The sequence below is a fragment of the Klebsiella sp. CN_Kp075 genome, assembly GCF_040065055.2.
GTDB lineage: Bacteria > Pseudomonadota > Gammaproteobacteria > Enterobacterales > Enterobacteriaceae > Klebsiella > Klebsiella aerogenes.
Window position 1 is genome coordinate 4,092,259 of the sequence record NZ_CM198050.1, and the last position, 18,649, is coordinate 4,110,907.

Below are 18,649 nucleotides of genomic sequence, written 5' to 3' on the forward strand. Positions count from 1 at the left end.
TCCCCCAATGAATTAAATCTGGTACGCAAAGTTGAAATTTAATTTATATTCATCGACATCCAAATTATTAGGATAGATAAAAGGGGCTGATACCGAAGCATCATATTCCAGAGCTCTGACAGCCCCTTTGACACCCAAAATACCACCCATTATTTTTTTGCCACTAAGGTTCTGTGAAGGTAACTTACCAATTATTTGACCATAATCTGCACCGATATAGGGTATGAGACCTTTATAACCCGTCACAGCATTTAGCGTGTTCTGTAAAAAGAAACCTTTATTGCCATAGATCCCATCACTATTTTGAAAACCACGCACACTCCAACGATCGCCTATCGTGAACTGATCCTGTAACGTCAAATTATCCGGTGAATACTGGGCGCCAAAATTAAGTTCATAATAGGCGTTAACTGGCAACATTGTTAACCATTTCACGTAATTCACATTAAGGTTCACAATTTGACTTTCTTTACTAACAGTGCCAGTGCGCATATCAGGTGTATCGGTACCGCCAAACGCCTTGGTAAACCGCTGCCAGGTTACCGTGGAGTCCAGTGCTGCCCCGGTAAAGTTTCTCTTATAATTTACGCCTAACCGTACATTACCCATATCACGCTTTTGCAATACCAGTTCTGTCCCACCCAATGTGTAGTCATACTTACGTCTGATCAGTTCAGCGCTTGCAGACAATTTTGAGTTCACATTGCGGTATAGCATTCTATTGCCTTTAAGACTGAAGTATTCTGTCTTGCCAATATAGTCAAAAGTATATGCACCAATATCGATGCCTTGATGGGATTTACTTTTACTATAATAGAGACTAAGATCATAATAACCGAATGGCACACTATAATAAGTACTCACGTTCTTATAGCCACCCGTTTGGCTACCTGTCCCTGCAAGATAAAAAAGGTCACTCAAGCCTGTGACATTATATAAATAACTTGTTCCACCGATAAGTTCACTACCAGTACTCTGATCGCCGAAGTTATTATAGGAAGCCCTTAAGCTCCATTTTTTTTTGCGCTGCGTATTTATTACTACTTTGCTCGAACCATTTTCGGAACCTGGCAGAATGTTGATCTTTACATCCACCTCAGGGGTTCTCTGTATGTTTTCCAGGCCTTGTTCTAGATCTCGGATGTTCAGAATATCGCCAACTGAAAAAGGTAAAATCCACTTGCTTATATCATTTCCAGCAACAACGATCTCTGAAATTCTTCCAGGCACAACCGTCAGTTTTAATTTTTTTGTTGATAAATCCTGAGTTGGAATTTCAACTCTGGTAGTAATATACCCTGCGTTTATATAATAATCCTGGAACAGCACCGCAGCCTTTTTGAGCCCATTCATTCCGAGACATTGACCAACTACCTGATTTTTTATTTTCTTTAATTCATTATTATCTAAAAAATCATCACTAAGAATCAATTCATTGATCTGAAAACAAGGTGTTTCTTGCGGGAATGTGCTATCAGTATGTTTCTTTGTTGTAGCATCAGAATATACATCTTTCTGCTCTATTTTTCTGTCTTGTAAGGACGCATTATCGTTACTTTGCTGTTCTTTTATAAGACGACCTAACTGAACATCAGCAGCAGTCACAGGAAGCGCAACCAAAAAAAGAGAAGTAATAATTAATGTATGTCGAATATCCATTTCTTATCCTGATAATGTGAAAGCAGTAATCCCTTACTGCTTTCACCTGCTACCTGATTTATTTACCGACCACGGTACCAAAAATGTTTACAATATTAGCAGTAGTCTGAAATCCTTGCGCACCACCTAATACAGCCCAAAAACCAGTATTGACTATTTTTTTGGCATTGATAACAGCTTTACCATTGGTATACAGATTACCGTAATTATAAATGTTATTACTTGCCGTGACGTTCAATTCGCTGTCAGCAACTAAGTTAGCCCAGTTAGAGATATTTTTAGCGGTAACGTTAGTTGTTTTGGCCGAAATGTTCGCGCCAAGGTTATTGGTCAGGTCATTTGCTGTAGAAATATTAAGCGTATTTCCAGCAGCAATATCACTGTTATTAGTAATGGTTTTCCCCGTCAGGTTCAAATCACCATCAGCACTAAATGCATGGTTATTAGTCAGATAACCAGAAGCATTTACCGTCATATTACCTTTGGCGTTCACCCAGCCGGTATTATTATAATCTCCATTGATATTAATCAATACGTCGCTATCAGAAGAGATGATACCGGTAGCCGTGTTTTTTGCGATAGAGCCACTTGCTTTGGACGATAATCCACTGGCATCAATCTTCATGTTGCCTGAACTGTAGATTGTTGCATAATCAGCGGCAATTCTCTTCGCTGCAATCGTCATTTTCCCGGAATTCGCAACAATCTGCCCTTTGTTACTGGCAAGATCGCCAGTCAGGTTAATATTTACATCACCGGTTTGCGCAATGATACGACCGGATTCGTTATTCAGGCTTTTCGCCGTAATATCAACACCCTCACCACCAATTAAACCACCTTGTTGGTTTCCATAACCGAAATATTGACCAACATAGAAACCGAACTTGTCGCTATCGGTGCTGGTGATTTTGCCTGCCGCATTAAGCGCTAGTTTTTGATCAGCAACCATCATAGTATATTTAGCATCGATATCAGCTCCGGAATCGATACTGATATTTTTAGCTTTAATGACTGAACTGTCTGTGCTCACGGTGTTGGCTTTGATAGTAACATCACCGTTTACTGAAGTTATCACCCCCAAGCGGCTGTAGTAATTGTCGAGATCGATATTTACACCATCTCCTCCGTTAATACCGGATTGGCTGGTATTGATGTCGCGACCAGTAATTGAAACAGTCTTACTGCTTTCAATTTTACCCATATAGTTATCAATATCACTGGTGGTTTGGATGCTCACATCACCATCTGAGGCAATTTCGCCAGCCCAGTTGAATAAGTAGTCAGCAGCAATCTCGATGCCATTACCTGAGACGATACCCAAGGATTCACCGCCCGTGGTATCGGCCGATTTGTTGTCGTTGTTTTTAACTGCTTTCGTTGTCGTTAATTTTACAGCACCAGCACTGGAACGGATCAAACCAGTTACGTTTTCAATGTTTCCAGTACTTTCAACTTCGACATTGCCCGTTGAATCAATAGTTCCGCCATTATTGGTTAACGATGTATTTTTCAGGCCAACATAGCCAGCATGAATCTGACCGTTGTTATTATTAAAATCACCTGATTCTATTGCAACGACACCCGCCTCAATACCCGCCGTTTTAGCTTTTCCGGTATTGGTAAAAGTATTACCACTGGTATTGACAGCCAGCGTTTGTCCGGCAGCCAGTTTACCATTACTATTATCGAATTTACCGCTGGTAATATAGTTATTCGTGGTTGCTAAAATATTGCCACCGTTGATATTACTAACATTATTACCCGAAGTATCAATAGCGATCATTTTATCGCTGTTGATTTTCCCTGCGCTATTTTCTAAAACACCGTTGGTGTTCAGGGTGATATCGCCACTAGACTGGATAGCTGCGTTTTTATTAACCAACTTCCCATTGCTGGTAAGCTTTATACCGCTATCGCCACCTGCAATCGTTCCCTGGTTTCGCACGCCAACCCCAGTTTCAGTACTGACGAGGTTAATCTTATTCGCGTACATTCCGCCTAACTTTGATACATCCACGCCATAGCTGCTAGCATTGCCAGTAGCAGTCACGGTACCCGTCACCACCCCCTCAGTATTAAGGGCATTATTGCCAGCGACGACATTAAGTTCACTCGCAGAAAGAGCGCCATTCACCACGATACTGCGCGCGAGGATTTCGGTCGGCGAGTCGCTCTGAAATCCACTTACCGTAATCGTTCCGCCATTAACCGAATAGCCATTTAGCAGCCCATCATCACCGATCTTTGGCGTGCCAGTCGTCAATGTCCCTTTTTCAGCGTTGATGAACCCGCCTCCCTGAGTCGTAATGCCATTAGGGTTGGCAATGATTAAGTGAGCGGAATCACCTGCAACTTCCATCATGCCATTAATGGTACTGGCATTTGTTGAAGTTACTTCGTTAAGAATAACCATTGCGCTGCCATCCGTAAGGTTCGGGTTGGCCGCAATCTGCCCTGCCAGCACGGACTGTGCTGCGCTTGTCGCGTTATTAAAAATAACGCCCTCGGCACCAACATTCAGCGTGTCATATACGTTATGCGAAAGGCCATTGCTGTTCGCTTTGGCGATATTAACAACCGGCACGCCATTGGAAGCTTCAGTAACGCTGCCATTTTTAATAGAAATTTCCGCCTGCGCCATTACGGGTATCAGCAGTAATAATGACGCTGCAATCGGGTTTAATTTCACTGACCTTTTTTTGTTTTCGTGGTATTTCATATGAACCTTTCTAAGATAGTATTGATTGAGTGCAGCCAGAAGGAATAATCTGCGCTAATGCAGCAATATTCACCCTGACTATTTTAAGTACGCATCATGCATACAAAATCCCTGTGAAAAGCACGTAAACTCATCAAATGTTATATGCAGTTCTATTCAATAAATTATTTTTAAATATATTAAAAATGTATTTTTGCGCTCGCCTACGCCGAATGCATATACCTACATGGAACAAAGAAAATTGATTCAATTCATACAAAATATGAGACATCCCCTGTCCACGCATCGAGCGTAACGACTCGTTTCAACGCTGTTAGTTCATCAGTTCTCATCTCGCCTGCTAAACCAATTCAAAATTTTTTTAGCGATGCGTAATAAATAATGGCACACACAACGCCGTATCCTTACTCCGTTACAGTTTCACCGATTAAAATAATGAACAAAAAGTGAATTCGTTCCGTGCATAATCAACTTTCCTTATTTCATGATTGAGATCAACGCTGTATGCCCCTCTTCTTCCGGGGTTTATTCACTCTCATGTTTTATCATGTAAGTATGAATTCATCGTTTTGAGGTTCAATTTGAGAAATTAATTAGCAAAACTAACCTGGCGTTGGTCATGAAAAAATATGCTGAATACTTTTTGAAGGATTACAAAGCAGGAAGGAAGGGATCAGTAATGAAATCTAGATTTGCCGGAGAGCGGCTTAAGCCTTCTCCGGCATCGACATCAGCGCAATGCCCGAATGGCGTTGCGCCATCGGGCTTTGCGTGTTAATCGCGGAAGTTTTTGAACTGGAATGGCTGGCCGAGATCGCCGCTACGCACCAACGCCATTACCGACTGCAAATCGTCACGGGATTTACCTGTGACACGAATTTCTTCGCCCTGAATCTGCGTTTGTACTTTTAGCTTGCTGTCTTTAATCAATTTAACGATTTTCTTCTGTATTGCGCTCTCAATGCCCTGTTTCAGCTTAGCTTCGACAAACCAGGTTTTCCCGCTATGTACAAAGGTTTCTGGTACGTCGAGCGAACTTCCCTCAATGCCGCGCTTGAGCAGCTTCGCGCGTAAAATATCTAATAACTGATTGACCTGGAAATCAGACTCACTCAGCACCTTGATGGTTTTACTGGTTTCATTCAGCTCAAAGGTGGCTTCAACATTACGAAAATCAAATCGTGACTCGACTTCGCGGCTTGCGTTTTCGACCGCATTACGCGCTTCCTGAAGATCGACTTCAGAGACAATATCGAAAGATGGCATCTTTTCCTCTCCTTCCGTTTCTTTTGCGTTGCATAATACCCACAACGCGGCATAACTCAACTTGTTATCCCGGAAGCTTAGCTGATAACGCTATACTTTAGCTACAAGCGCCTGGGAGTCGCAGGTGAGGAGGAATAATGAAAGTAACCGTACTGGGATGCGGTGCACTGGGACAACTGTGGTTAACCGCGCTGTGTAAAAACGGACATGAGGTCCAGGGCTGGTTACGCGTCCCGCAACCATTTTGTAGCGTTAATCTCATTGAGACTGACGGTAGCACCTTTAACGAATCAATGACCGCTAACGATCCTGATTTTCTCGCCTCCAGCGATTTGCTACTGGTGACGTTAAAAGCATGGCAGGTTTCGCAGGCGGTGAAAAATCTGGCCGCTATATTACCGGCTTCGGCGCCTATTTTGCTTATTCATAACGGCATGGGCACCCTGAATGAATTAAAAAACATTAAGCAACCACTGCTGCTGGCGTCCACCACCCACGCCGCCCGACGCGATGGCAATGTCATCATTCACGTCGCCCAGGGAACCACTCATATCGGCCCTGCTAAAAGCTATAGCGAAGATTACAGCGACCTCGCCGACATCCTACAAAACGTACTACCGGATGTCGCCTGGCACGACAATATCCACCCGGCGTTGTGGAGTAAGCTGGCCGTCAACTGCGTGATTAACCCCCTGACCGCGCTGAAAGATTGCAGAAATGGCGATCTGCGTGATTTTCCGCATGAAATCAATGTTATCTGTCAGGAAGTCGCCGCAGTAATGCAACGTGAAGGCATTCATACGTCGGCAGAAAACCTGTTATTGTATGTGAATCAGGTCATTGAAAGTACTGCAGATAATATTTCATCGATGTTGCAGGACATCCGCGCGCAGCGGCATACGGAAATCGACTATATCACCGGTTTTCTGCTTAATCGCGCCCGGGCCCACGGTCTGTCAGTGCCGGAAAATGCCCGTTTATTTGAACAGGTAAAGCGAAAGGAGAATATTTATGAGCGCGTCGGCACTGATTTGCCTCGCCCCTGGTAGCGAAGAGACCGAAGCGGTCACCACTATCGATTTATTAGCGCGCGGCGGTGTGAAAGTGACCAACGCCAGCGTCGCCAGTGATGGCAATCTAACGATTGTCTGCTCAAGAGGCGTGAAGCTCCTCGCGGATGCGCCGCTGGTCGAAGTCGCCGATGGCGATTTTGATATCATCGTTTTGCCTGGCGGAATTAAAGGCGCCGAGTGCTTCCGCGACAGCCCTTTGCTGGTAGAAACCGTAAGACAATTTCATTTATCCGGGCGCATCGTGGCGGCAATCTGTGCCGCGCCAGCGACCGTTCTGGTGCCACATAATCTGTTCCCTATCGGCAACATGACCGGTTTCCCGGCGCTAAAAGAGCATATCCCCGCCGAACAGTGGCAGGATAAACGCGTCGTCTGGGATCCCAGGGTTAATTTGTTGACCAGCCAGGGGCCTGGAACATCTATTGATTTCGCCCTCAAAATGATTGACCTGCTGGTCGGGCGCGAAAAAGCGTATGAAGTGGCTTCGCAGTTGGTCATGGCTGCTGGCATCTATAATTACTACGAATCCTGATAGCCGGTCCGCGCAGCGGACTGGCCCCCCTGTATCTTGAGGAGCCGTAGCATGTCCCGTAGCGCAACCGATTCTCGTGACCTCGTCATTAGCCGCTGGCTCAGCGCGCCCACTTCAGCTCTCTGGCGCGCGTGGTCCGATCCGGCATTACTCAAAACCTGGTGGTGCCCTAAGCCGTGGTATACCGACGTTCTGGCCTTTGATTTGCGTCCAGGTGGGGCTTTTCACACCGTGATGCACGGCCCTGACGGTGAACGTAGCGATAACCCCGGCTGCTTTCTTGAAGTCATTCCGCAGCAAAAATTAGTCATGACCTCAATGCTAACCGAGAACTTTCGGCCGGCCGTTACCCCTTTTGCTATGACGGCTATTATTACCTTTGCGGATGAAAACGACGGCTGTCGCTATACGGCTACGGTACTGCATGCAGATGATGAAACCCGCGAGCAGCATGAAAAGATGGGATTTTTTGAGGGATGGAATATCGTTATCGATCAGTTGAATGCGCTGGCGATGACGCTACGCTGATACGCAAGCCAATAGATGTAAAAAAGCCTTCCCTAAGGGAAGGCTTTTCATAAGTAGTACAGGCGAATTACGGACGATACACTTTCACGTTAGTAAAGCCCTGCTCGCGCAGGTATAGCGCCTGCAGACGGCTCATCACGCCGCGTTCACACCACAACAGCCAGGTTTTGCTTTGATCGAGGTTGCCAAATTGGGTGCTCAGTTTATAGAACGGCAGCGAAACAACATCGACGCCTTCCACTTTTAATGGCTTGTCATCCTGCTCATCGATAGAACGAATATCGAGAATCACGTCATTGGCGCTGAAGCCGCTGACGGTTTCCACTTCCACCACGTCCTGCTGCGTTTGCTGGGCGATATCGCGAATATCGATGTTATTCGCTTCCTCAACCACTTTATCCAGAATGCTGAAGTCGAAGTTCTCTTCTTCCGCTTCGATCTTCGCTTTCACCGCTTTTACGGTTGGGCTCTTCGAGATAACGCCGCAGTATTCCGGCATGGTGCGGGCAAAATCTTCCGTGCCGATTTCACGCGCAAGATTGATGATGTGTTCTTTATCATGCGAAATCAGCGGACGCAGGATCAGCGTGTCAGAGACATTATCGATAAGACGCAGGTTGGTCAGCGTCTGGCTGGAGACCTGGCCCAGCGCTTCGCCGGTCACCAGCGCCTGCACGCCATAACGCTCAGCGACTTTCGATGCCGCACGCACCATCATACGTTTGAGCACCACCCCCATCTGACCATCATCGACTTTTTCAAGAATTTCGCCAACGACCGGCTCAAAATTGATTGCCACGAAACGAACGCGATGGGAGCTGCCGAAGCGGTTCCACAGATAGTGCGCCACCTGACGAACGCCGATTTCATGCGCCGCGCCGCCGAGGTTGAAGAAGCAGTAGTGTACGCGGCAGCCGCGGCGCATCAGCATATAGCTTGAAACCCCGGAGTCGAAACCGCCGGAGATGAGCGACAGCACATCTTCCTGAGTACCAATGGGGAAGCCGCCAATACCTTCATAGCGCCCTTTCACCAGCAACAGGCGATCGTTTTCGATCTCGAGGTTAACCGTCACGTCCGGGTCGGTGAGCTTCACGCGCGCCGATTCGATATGCTGGTTCAGGCCGCCGCCAACGTAGCGCTCAACCTCAATTGAGGTGAATTCATGTTTACCACGGCGCTTCACACGCACGCAGAAGCTTTTGCCTTCGAGCTGCTCGCGCCACAGCGGTAATGTCTGCTCAAAAATGTTGTGCAGCGAGGTGAAAGGTACATCTTCCACCTCCAGAATATGGTGAATGCCCGGGATACGGGTCAGCGCGTCGCGAATAGCCGGACGCTGATTTTCGTCTTTCGCGCGAACTTCGATATGATCCCAATGACGAACGACGGCGAGCGTCTCATCATAGTTTTTGAGAACGTTACGAATGTTCCCGGTTAAAATTTTAATAAAGCGCAACCGCACAGATTGGCTTTTGATGGTGATTTCCGGGAACAATTTAATGATAAACTTCATGGCGACAATAGTTCGTTGGCAAGCCCGACGGGGCTTTAAGCAAAAAAGTTGTACAGGCGCAATACAGCGTCTGCATCCAGGGCGCGGAGTATACCATCATTGTTCGCTTTTCGCCTGGCATTGCGCATTTTCGCAAAAATGTATCCGTAGGGTGAATGCCGCGAGTTTGCTTAACCGCCCGACTCCGTTACCATACTGATAGCCATCGAGACATAACAAGAGTCTATATTCACTATGCCAAAGAAAAATGAGGCCCCGGCCAGCTTTGAGAGCGCTTTAGGCGAACTCGAGCAGATCGTTAATCGTCTGGAAAGCGGCGCACTACCGCTGGAAGAAGCGCTCAGCGAATTTGAACGCGGGGTGCAGCTCGCGCGCCAGGGCCAGACGAAACTGCAACAGGCCGAGCAGCGTGTCCAAATCCTGCTGGCCGATAGCGAAGATGCGCCGTTGACTCCCTTTACGCCGGACGCTGAATAAATGGACTTCCCGCAACAATTACAGGCCTGTGTCACCCAGGCCAATGACGCGCTGCGCCGTTTTATCTCCCCGCAGCCGTTTCAGAACACTCCGCTGGTTGAAGCCATGCACTATGGCGCATTATTAGGCGGTAAACGGCTGCGCCCTTTCCTGGTTTACGCCACCGGCGAGATGTTCGGCGTTAGCCGTTCCACGCTGGATGCCCCAGCCGCCGCCGTCGAATGCATTCATGCCTACTCGCTGATGCATGACGATCTGCCGGCGATGGACGACGACGATCTGCGCCGCGGTCAACCCACGTGCCACATCAAGTTTGGCGAAGCGAACGCTATTCTTGCCGGTGACGCCCTGCAAACGCTGGCATTTTCTATACTGAGTGATACGCCGATGCCGGAAGTGCCGGATCGCGACCGTCTGGCGATGGTTTCTGAACTGGCCCAGGCCAGCGGCGTCGCCGGAATGTGCGGCGGTCAGGCGCTGGATCTCGAGGCGGAAGGCAAACAGGTCGATCTGCAGACGCTGGAGCGAATTCACCGTCACAAGACCGGAGCGCTTATTCGCGCGGCGGTTCGTCTTGGCGCGCTGAGCGCCGGCGAGCGTGGCCGTCAGGCGCTGCCGGCGCTCGATCGCTTTGCGGAGAATATCGGTCTCGCCTTCCAGGTGCAGGATGACATTCTTGATGTGGTAGGTGATACTGCGACTCTTGGCAAACGTCAGGGTGCCGACCAACAGTTAGGCAAAAGTACCTATCCGGCGCTTTTGGGTCTTGAGCAAGCCCAGCAGAAAGCACGCGATCTGGTTGCCGATGCCCGCCAGGCGCTAGATGAACTGGCTGTGCAATCGCTGGATACCACGGCACTGGAAGCGCTCGCGAATTACATTATTCAGCGCGATAAATAAACAATAAATGAGTCTCTGATGAGTTTTGATATTGCCAAATACCCAACCCTGGCGCTGGTAGATTCCACCCAGGAGTTGCGCCTGCTGCCAAAAGATAGCCTGCCTAAGCTCTGCGATGAGCTGCGCCGCTATCTTCTGGACAGCGTGAGCCGCTCAAGCGGCCATTTTGCCTCTGGCCTTGGCACGGTTGAACTGACCGTGGCGCTGCACTATGTCTACAATACGCCGTTCGACCGCTTAATCTGGGACGTCGGTCATCAGGCCTACCCGCACAAAATTCTCACCGGTCGTCGCGACAAAATCGGCACTATCCGGCAGAAAGGCGGGCTGCATCCGTTCCCATGGCGCGGCGAAAGCGAATATGACGTACTGAGCGTCGGTCACTCCTCCACCTCTATCTCCGCCGGGATCGGCGTCGCTATTGCCGCCGAAAAAGAAGGCAAACAGCGACGTACCGTTTGCGTCATTGGCGATGGCGCTATCACCGCCGGGATGGCATTTGAGGCGATGAACCACGCGGGCGATATCAAACCAGACATGCTGGTCGTGCTGAACGACAATGAAATGTCGATCTCAGAGAATGTCGGCGCGTTGAACAACCATCTGGCGCAGTTGCTCTCCGGCAAGCTGTATTCCTCGCTGCGTGAAGGTGGCAAAAAAGTCTTCTCCGGCGTACCGCCGATTAAAGAACTGCTTAAACGTACCGAAGAGCATATTAAAGGTATGGTGGTGCCCGGCACGCTGTTCGAAGAGATGGGCTTTAACTACATCGGCCCGGTAGATGGCCACGATGTGCTGGGTCTGGTTAATACGCTGAAGAATATGCGCGACCTGAAAGGACCGCAGTTCCTGCACATCATGACCAAAAAAGGCCGCGGATATGAACCGGCCGAAAAAGACCCCATCACCTTCCATGCGGTACCAAAATTCGATCACACCAGCGGCGTGCTGCCAAAAAGCAGCGGCGGCCTGCCAACATATTCTAAAGTCTTTGGCGACTGGCTGTGCGAAACCGCGGCGAAGGATGACAAACTGATGGCCGTCACCCCGGCGATGCGTGAAGGTTCGGGCATGGTCGAGTTCTCGAAGAAATTCCCCGATCAATATTTTGATGTCGCCATTGCCGAACAGCACGCGGTCACCTTTGCCGCCGGGATGGCGATTGGCGGCTATAAGCCGATCGTGGCGATCTACTCAACCTTCCTGCAGCGCGCTTACGATCAGGTGATCCATGACGTCGCCATTCAAAAGCTGCCGGTTCTGTTTGCAATCGATCGTGCGGGCATCGTCGGCGCCGACGGTCAGACACACCAGGGAGCGTTCGATCTCTCCTTCCTGCGCTGCATTCCGGAAATGGTGATCATGACCCCGAGCGACGAAAATGAATGTCGCCAGATGCTCTACACCGGATACCACTATAACGATGGCCCTAGTGCGGTACGCTATCCGCGCGGCACAGGTACCGGCGCGGAACTGGAACCACTGGCGCCGCTGCCGCTCGGGAAAGGCGTGGTGAAAAGAAACGGCGAGAAGCTGGCGATCCTTAACTTCGGGACTTTACTGCCGGAAGCCGCTCAGGTTGCGGAAAAACTCAATGCGACGCTGGTCGATATGCGTTTTGTGAAACCGCTTGATGAGGCGCTGATCCTGCAGCTTGCCGCCGATCACGAAGTGCTGGTCACCCTTGAAGAGAACGCTATCATGGGCGGCGCTGGCAGCGGCGTAAACGAGCTGTTGATGGCCCACCGTCGCCCGGTGCCGGTGCTGAATATCGGTCTGCCGGACTTCTTTATCCCACAGGGGACTCAGGAAGAAGTTCGCGCCGATCTCGGCCTTGATGCCGCCGGTATCGAAGCCAAAATCCGCGACTGGTTGGCATAATTGCCCATACCGCTCCTGCTATGCTTAAAGGATACCTTTTAAAGTAGCAGGAGCGTCTTATGCACTACATCCCTCTTGGCGATACCCATCTTCGTGTTTCCCGACTCTGTCTCGGTTGTATGACCTTCGGCGAACCTGACCGCGGCAATCACGCCTGGACGCTCCCTGAAGAGAGCAGCCGTCCGCTGATTAAACGTGCGCTGGAAGGCGGAATTAACTTCTTTGATACCTCGAACAACTATTCCGATGGCAGCAGCGAAGAGATACTTGGCCGCGCGCTGCGGGAGTACGCTCGCCGCGATTCGGTGATCGTCGCCACCAAAGTTTATCACCAGGTCGGCGATCTGCCGCAGGGACTATCACGCTCGCAAATCATGCGATCCATTGACGATAGCCTGCGCCGTCTGGGAATGGACTATGTCGACCTGTTGCAGATCCACCGCTGGGATTACGCCACGCCCATCGAAGAGACGCTGGAGGCGCTCAGCGATGTCGTACGCGCCGGGAAAGCGCGCTATATCGGCGCATCATCAATGCATGCCCGCCAGTTCGCCCAGGCGCTCGCCCTGCAGGAACAGAACAATTGGGCGCGCTTCGTCACCATGCAGGATCACTACAACCTGATTTATCGCGAAGAAGAAAACGAGATGCTGCCGCTATGCCAGCGCAAAGGGATTGCGGTCATGCCGTGGAGCCCGTTGGCGCGCGGCCGACTAACACGACCATGGGGAGAAACGACCGCACGCCTCGTCTCCGATGAGTTCGGTAAATCGCTGTATAGCGCCACCGACGCCAATGATGAGCAGATAGCACAGAAGCTGGAGGAAGTGGCTGAGGAGTTAGACGCCAACCGCGCGCAGGTGGCGCTGGCCTGGCTATTAAGCAAGCCCGGCGTGGCAGCGCCGATTATTGGCGCCTCGCGGCAGGAACAGTTGGATGAGCTCCTTCATGCCGTCGATTTAACCCTGACGCCAGAACAGATCGACAAGCTGGAGGCGCCCTATCGGCCCCATCCAATCGTCGGCTTCAAATAACGCCGCAATTTAGACCCCGGCCACGCCGGGGTGCAGATTTAGAGTAGACCTATCGGCCAGTGGTGGCCAATCAGATACAGTACACCGGCGGAGATCACCCCGGCGACGATATCGTCGACCATAATCCCCATTCCGCCATGAATGTTGCGATCGAACCAGCGGATTGGCCATGGCTTCCACATATCGAAGATACGGAAAATAACGAAGCCGGCGGCCACCCACTGCCAGTCCATCGTCGGTAGCGCCATCAGGGTGATCCACATCCCGACAAACTCATCCCAAACGATGCTGCCGTGATCATGGGTGCCCATATCTTTAGCCGTACGGTGGCAAAGATAGACGCCAATACAGATGCTCATCATCACCACCAGCGAATAGAGCTGCCAGGGAAGAAAGGTCATCAGATACCAGAACGGAATCGCCGCCAGCGACCCCATGGTTCCCGGAACCACCGGGCTCAGCCCGCTACCGAACCCGGTCGCCAGCAGGTGCCAGGGATTGCGCATATTGAGGCGGCTTTTCGCCTCGTCTCTACTGCGTGCCAAAATGATCGTACCCCTTTAAATCCAATTTAATCGGCTTACCCTCACGGATAAACTGCAGTCCATCTGCTTCCGCCACGATCTGGCCGATACAGGTAAAACGCGCGCCTAACTGACCAATCGCGACATCGAGCGCCCCGCGGTTCAGCTCAGGTACGGTAAAGCACAGCTCATAATCTTCGCCGCCGGCGAGCGCCCAGCGCAGCGCCTGCTCAGGATCGACCTGGCGCAGCATGGCATCGGAGTACGGCATCGCATTGAGATCGATACGCGCGCCGCAGGCGCTGGCCTTCAGGATATGACCAAGGTCTGAGATCAGACCGTCGGAAAGATCGATCGCTGAATTAGCCAGGTCGCGCAGCGCCTGCCCCTGCAGCACGCGGGGCATCGGACGCAAATGGCGCGCCAGCAGGTAATCGGCATCCGCTGGCGAATCAACCGTTAACCGGTCCTGTAAAAGCGCCAGCCCGGCGGCGCTGTCGCCCGGCGTGCCGGTGACATAAATCCAGTCGCCAGGCTTGGCTCCGGAACGCTTCATCGCGCGGCCCGGCGGCACAAAGCCGTGGATACCCAGCGTCATCGACAGCGGCCCACGGGTGGTGTCGCCGCCGATCAACTGCATATCGTAATAGTTAAGCTGGACAAACAGACTGTCGCTAAAGGCTTCAAGCCACGCTTCGTCTGCTTCCGGCAAAGTGAGGGCCAGCGTCAACCATGCCGGTTCCGCCCCCATCGCCGCCAAATCGCTCAGGTTCACCGCCAGCGCTTTATACGCCAGGTCGGCAGGGTCGATGTCGGCTAAAAAGTGGTTGCCCGCCACCAGGGTGTCGGTGCTGATTGCCAGCGTTTTTTTCTCGGGGATATTCAGGAGCGCGCAGTCATCGCCGATGCCGGTTTCAACATCAAGGCGGGCGCTTTTAACGCGATCAAAATAACGGGCAATCAGGGAAAATTCGCCGCATGCCATACGTTATGCCTCAGCAAAGAAAAGAATAAGGCCGGGTTCGCAGGATCAGATCCTGCAAAGCCCGGCCTGCAGTTTACTTTTTGCGGGGACGGATTACCGGGGCCGCTTTATCCAGCACGCCGTTGACAAACTTGTGGCTATCTTCAGCGCCGAAGGTTTTCGCCAGCTCGATAGCTTCGTTGATAGCCACTTTGTACGGCACGTCGTCACGCTTCGACAGCTCAAACAGCGCGATACGCAGTACCGCTTTTTCTACCTGACCCAGCTCTTCCAGCTGGCGCGACAGGTATGGCTTCATCAGACCGTCGAGATACGCGCTGTTAGTCGCCACTCCGGACAGCAGTTCGCGGAAATACAGAACGTCGACATCTTTTACATCCTGTTCCGCCAGGAACTGGTATTCAACATCAGCGATGTCGTTCTGGGACAACTGCCAGGAGTAGAGCGCCTGGACGGCACACTCACGGGCGCGGCGACGAGCAGCAGGTTTCACGGAATTCCCCTTACAAAAAATCAGGCCTTGATGGCTTTCAATACGTTAATCATTTCCAGCGCGGTCAGCGCGGCTTCTGCGCCTTTGTTACCGGCTTTGGTGCCAGCGCGTTCGATGGCTTGTTCAATACTTTCAGTAGTCAGAACACCGAAGGCTACCGGGATTTCACTGTCCTGAGCGACGTGCGCCAGGCCATTGCTTGCACCGCCAGCCACATATTCAAAGTGGGCGGTACCGCCGCGAATCACCGTACCCAGCGCGATCACCGCGTCATATTTACCGGTTTTGGCCAGTGCGCCAGCCGCCAGCGGCAGCTCATACGCGCCTGGAACCCAAACAACGGTGATGTTTTCATCTTTTACCTGACCAATGCGCTTGAGGGCGTCAATCGCGCCTTCCAGTAGGCTGTCATTGATAAAGTTGTTGAAACGCGCAATGGTGATGGCGACGCGAGCGTCCGGGGTAGCAACGTTAGCTTCAATAATGTTCATACTCTTCCTTCGGGTTCATGTGCCCCGCAAGGGGGGCGGATTTTATCATAATATTCTGGGCGCTGCTTCCTAATATTAGGAATACATCACGCAGTCGTTAAATGCAGGCAGACATCGGGGCCGACCTGACGTATCTCGTTGAATTTGAAATGGGGGGCCTGGCTCAGTTTCTCAAGCCCCGGCAGCGCGCATAAACCGCGCGCGTCACTGCCTAACAGTTTAGGCGCAATATAGACGATAAGCTCATCCACCAGCCCGGCCTGTAGCAAAGCGCCGGCCAGCGTCGGCCCCGCTTCCACCCAAATGCTGTTCACCTGCTGTTTACCGAGCTGCATCATTAGCAGCACGAGGTCGAGATGGCCGTTATGCTCCGGCACCAGCAGGGTACGCACGTTGTCAGGCCAGGCACGTTCATCGGCATGGGTGCGGGCGAAGAGGGTTTCACCTTGCTGCTGAACAATTCGATGCTCCGGCGTGACGCGGTTTTGGCTATCGATGACGATGCGCAGCGGCTGTCGCAGGTTCTCCTGCGGATAGAGCGCCTGCGTATCGGCGCTCAGCTCCTGCCAGCGCACGGTCAGCGCCGGATCGTCCGCCAGCACCGTCGCGCTGCTGGTGAGAATAGCGTGGCTCTGCGCGCGCAGGCGCTGCACGTCGCGTCGCGCCTGCGGCGAGGTGATCCACTGGCTTTCACCGCTGGCCATCGCCGTACGGCCATCGAGCGAAGCGCCCATCTTCAGCTGGATCCACGGAAAACCGGTACGCATGCGCTTCAGAAAACCTTTATTCAGCGCTTCCGCTTCATTCATCATCAGCCCATGGCTGACGTCAATGCCTGCCTGCTGCAGGCGATACAGGCCGCGACCGGCCACCTGTGGATTCGGGTCCTGCATTGCCGCTACCACGCGCGCCACGCCCGCGGCGATCAGCGCGTCGCAGCACGGCGGCGTGCGGCCATGGTGGCTGCAGGGCTCCAGGGTGACGTAGGCGGTCGCGCCTTTGGCTTTCTCGCCGGCCATGCGCAGCGCGTGCACTTCCGCGTGCGGCTCGCCGGCCCGATAATGGAAGCCCTCGCCGACGATCTCGCCGTCTTTTACAATCACGCAGCCGACGTTGGGATTAGGATGGGTAGTAAAGCGTCCGCGCGCGGCAAGCTTCAGCGCTCGCGCCATGTACATTTCGTCCTGCATGGCTTAGTCCTGTAAACGGGCGATTTCTTCGCCGAACTCTTTAATATCTTCGAAACTGCGATAGACGGAAGCGAAGCGAATATAGGCGACCTTGTCGAGCTTCTTCAGTTGTTCCATCACCAGATTACCGATCATTTTACTCGCGACTTCACGCTCGCCGGTGCCGCGCAGATGGGTTTTAATATGATTTACCGCCATTTCGACGTCATCGGCGCTGACCGGGCGCTTTTCCAGCGCTTTCAACATCCCGCTACGCAGCTTGTCTTCGTTAAAAGGTTCGCGCACGTCGTTGCTTTTTACCACCCGCGGCATCACCAGTTCCGCCACTTCAAAAGTGGTAAAGCGTTCATTGCAGACCAGGCACTGCCGACGACGACGCACGGAGGAGCCTTCGCCGACCAGGCGAGAATCGATGACTTTGGTATCCACGGCGAAACAGAAAGGGCAATGCATGGCGCGTCCTGACAGGTAGTTAATCTGAAGGGTAGTTTACCCTGAAGTCAGCGGACTACAAAGAAAGAGCTTTTGAGACAAAGGATCTATGGTAGGTCAATTCAGTTTAGCTACCATTAATCATCCTCTGTAAACGGAATCCTGACCATGACAAGACGTTACCTACAACTGGCTATCATCGGCAGCCTGTTCACCCTTACCGCCTGCGCCCAGCAAAGCGAAGTTCGTCAGATGAACGAGAGCGTCAGTACGCTGAGCAAAGAGATGACCCAGCTGAATCAGCAAACAATAAAAATCACCCAGCAAAACGCACTGAATGCTAAATCAACCCGCGGCGTTTATCTGCTGCCGGAGGCCAAAACCCCAGCGCGGCTGGAGAGCCAGATCGGCACCCTGCGTATGTCAGTGGGTAGCATTACGCCAGATGGCGACGGTTCGCGCCTGACCTTACGTATCCAGGGCGAGTCTAACGATCCGCTCCCGGCCTTTACCGCAACCGTCGCTTCCGGACAGATTACCGGCACTACCCACAGCTATCAGGAAGTCAACGTCCAGGATCAATTGATTAGCGCCCCGGCCAGCATCCTGGCGCCCAGCGATGTCGATATCCCGCTGCGCCTGAATGTGACGCCTGATAAAGTCGGCTTTATTCGTATCCACGATATCCAACCCGCCAGCGCGCAGTAAGCGCTCACGCCGGGCAAAACGGCCCGGCGACCCGCTTTCATCACTCGATATTATCCATTTACAACTTTTCATAAGAGTTCATTAGAAATCGTTCCTGATGGCGATTTTCAGTAGCATTTTGTCAAGAAATGCATAGAATCGTGAACGCAATCGATTACGCATGTTCTGGTTATGTGAAACAACACGTATTTTTGTGAGCAATGATTTCTATAATAGACCCCCACAGAAAGACGAAATATTT

General features: G+C 51.5%; 18 protein-coding genes. 8 read left to right on the plus strand and 10 right to left on the minus strand.

Translation table 11 applies throughout. From position 1 onward, the window contains the following. Nucleotides 1–12 precede the first annotated feature (12 nt). From ABLV78_RS19615 to ABLV78_RS19625, 3 genes are all read right to left on the minus strand, one after another. Entirely contained in the window at nucleotides 13–1,659 is a 1,647-nt protein-coding gene (locus ABLV78_RS19615; protein ID WP_047044499.1) for a ShlB/FhaC/HecB family hemolysin secretion/activation protein, read from the minus strand. A 58-nt stretch (nucleotides 1,660–1,717) separates the two neighbouring features. Beyond that, nucleotides 1,718–4,378: a two-partner secretion domain-containing protein gene (locus tag ABLV78_RS19620; protein WP_047044502.1), complete on the minus strand. Its 2,661-nt coding sequence runs from the start codon at nucleotides 4,376–4,378 to the stop codon at nucleotides 1,718–1,720. Nucleotides 4,379–5,152: 774 nt separating this feature from the next. After that, nucleotides 5,153–5,644 (minus strand): YajQ family cyclic di-GMP-binding protein, encoded by a 492-nt coding sequence (locus tag ABLV78_RS19625; protein ID WP_045390897.1) that lies wholly within the window; start codon nucleotides 5,642–5,644, stop codon nucleotides 5,153–5,155. A gap of 137 nt (nucleotides 5,645–5,781) precedes the next feature. On the opposite strand from ABLV78_RS19625, the gene panE reads away from it, so the two are divergent. The 3 genes from panE to ABLV78_RS19640 are packed head-to-tail and all read left to right on the plus strand — an operon-like array spanning nucleotide 5,782 to nucleotide 7,777. Next, nucleotides 5,782–6,693 (plus strand): 2-dehydropantoate 2-reductase, encoded by a 912-nt coding sequence (gene panE, locus ABLV78_RS19630; protein WP_047044505.1) that lies wholly within the window; start codon nucleotides 5,782–5,784, stop codon nucleotides 6,691–6,693. Further along, nucleotides 6,656–7,249 (plus strand): protein deglycase YajL, encoded by a 594-nt coding sequence (gene yajL / locus ABLV78_RS19635; protein WP_047044507.1) that lies wholly within the window; start codon nucleotides 6,656–6,658, stop codon nucleotides 7,247–7,249. The genes panE and yajL overlap by 38 nt, the downstream gene beginning before the upstream one ends. A gap of 51 nt (nucleotides 7,250–7,300) precedes the next feature. Continuing rightward, nucleotides 7,301–7,777, plus strand: a complete 477-nt coding sequence (locus tag ABLV78_RS19640) for an SRPBCC family protein (protein ID WP_020079493.1) — start codon at nucleotides 7,301–7,303, stop codon at nucleotides 7,775–7,777. 67 nt (nucleotides 7,778–7,844) lie between these two features. Here ABLV78_RS19640 and thiI read toward each other — a convergent pair whose 3' ends face one another. Beyond that, entirely contained in the window at nucleotides 7,845–9,293 is a 1,449-nt protein-coding gene (gene thiI / locus ABLV78_RS19645) for a tRNA uracil 4-sulfurtransferase ThiI (protein WP_047044510.1), read from the minus strand. A gap of 234 nt (nucleotides 9,294–9,527) precedes the next feature. On the opposite strand from thiI, the gene xseB reads away from it, so the two are divergent. The 4 genes from xseB to ABLV78_RS19665 are packed head-to-tail and all read left to right on the plus strand — an operon-like array spanning nucleotide 9,528 to nucleotide 13,585. After that, on the plus strand, nucleotides 9,528–9,770 hold the full coding sequence (gene xseB, locus ABLV78_RS19650; protein ID WP_045390907.1) for an exodeoxyribonuclease VII small subunit: 243 nt from the start codon (nucleotides 9,528–9,530) through the stop codon (nucleotides 9,768–9,770). Continuing rightward, nucleotides 9,771–10,670 (plus strand): (2E,6E)-farnesyl diphosphate synthase, encoded by a 900-nt coding sequence (gene ispA, locus ABLV78_RS19655; protein ID WP_045390909.1) that lies wholly within the window; start codon nucleotides 9,771–9,773, stop codon nucleotides 10,668–10,670. It abuts the gene before it with no gap. A gap of 18 nt (nucleotides 10,671–10,688) precedes the next feature. Continuing rightward, the gene (gene dxs / locus ABLV78_RS19660) at nucleotides 10,689–12,551 is read left to right on the plus strand and encodes a 1-deoxy-D-xylulose-5-phosphate synthase (RefSeq protein WP_047044513.1); all 1,863 of its coding nucleotides are present in this window, start codon (nucleotides 10,689–10,691) and stop codon (nucleotides 12,549–12,551) included. A gap of 59 nt (nucleotides 12,552–12,610) precedes the next feature. Beyond that, entirely contained in the window at nucleotides 12,611–13,585 is a 975-nt protein-coding gene (locus ABLV78_RS19665; RefSeq protein ID WP_047044517.1) for an aldo/keto reductase, read from the plus strand. Nucleotides 13,586–13,623: 38 nt separating this feature from the next. On the opposite strand, the gene pgpA is transcribed toward ABLV78_RS19665, so the two are convergent. The 6 genes from pgpA to nrdR form a co-directional block, all read right to left on the minus strand. After that, nucleotides 13,624–14,091, minus strand: a complete 468-nt coding sequence (gene pgpA / locus ABLV78_RS19670) for a phosphatidylglycerophosphatase A (RefSeq protein ID WP_015367991.1) — start codon at nucleotides 14,089–14,091, stop codon at nucleotides 13,624–13,626. A 25-nt stretch (nucleotides 14,092–14,116) separates the two neighbouring features. Continuing rightward, nucleotides 14,117–15,094, minus strand: coding sequence for a thiamine-phosphate kinase (gene thiL / locus ABLV78_RS19675; protein ID WP_047044520.1), 978 nt, complete (start codon nucleotides 15,092–15,094; stop codon nucleotides 14,117–14,119). A gap of 73 nt (nucleotides 15,095–15,167) precedes the next feature. After that, complete coding sequence (nusB, locus tag ABLV78_RS19680) at nucleotides 15,168–15,587, minus strand: transcription antitermination factor NusB (RefSeq protein WP_015367993.1); 420 nt, start codon at nucleotides 15,585–15,587, stop codon at nucleotides 15,168–15,170. A gap of 20 nt (nucleotides 15,588–15,607) precedes the next feature. Further along, the gene (gene ribH, locus ABLV78_RS19685) at nucleotides 15,608–16,078 is read right to left on the minus strand and encodes a 6,7-dimethyl-8-ribityllumazine synthase (protein WP_001021161.1); all 471 of its coding nucleotides are present in this window, start codon (nucleotides 16,076–16,078) and stop codon (nucleotides 15,608–15,610) included. A gap of 86 nt (nucleotides 16,079–16,164) precedes the next feature. Then, complete coding sequence (gene ribD, locus ABLV78_RS19690; protein WP_045390921.1) at nucleotides 16,165–17,268, minus strand: bifunctional diaminohydroxyphosphoribosylaminopyrimidine deaminase/5-amino-6-(5-phosphoribosylamino)uracil reductase RibD; 1,104 nt, start codon at nucleotides 17,266–17,268, stop codon at nucleotides 16,165–16,167. Between the two features lie 3 nt (nucleotides 17,269–17,271). Continuing rightward, nucleotides 17,272–17,721 carry a transcriptional regulator NrdR gene (gene nrdR / locus ABLV78_RS19695; RefSeq protein ID WP_002890417.1) on the minus strand — a complete coding sequence of 150 codons (450 nt, stop codon included), beginning with the start codon at nucleotides 17,719–17,721 and terminating at the stop codon, nucleotides 17,272–17,274. Between the two features lie 147 nt (nucleotides 17,722–17,868). Between nrdR and ABLV78_RS19700 the strand changes: the two genes are divergently transcribed. After that, nucleotides 17,869–18,408 carry a SadB/YajI family lipoprotein gene (locus ABLV78_RS19700; RefSeq protein ID WP_015367995.1) on the plus strand — a complete coding sequence of 180 codons (540 nt, stop codon included), beginning with the start codon at nucleotides 17,869–17,871 and terminating at the stop codon, nucleotides 18,406–18,408. Nucleotides 18,409–18,649 lie beyond the last annotated feature (241 nt).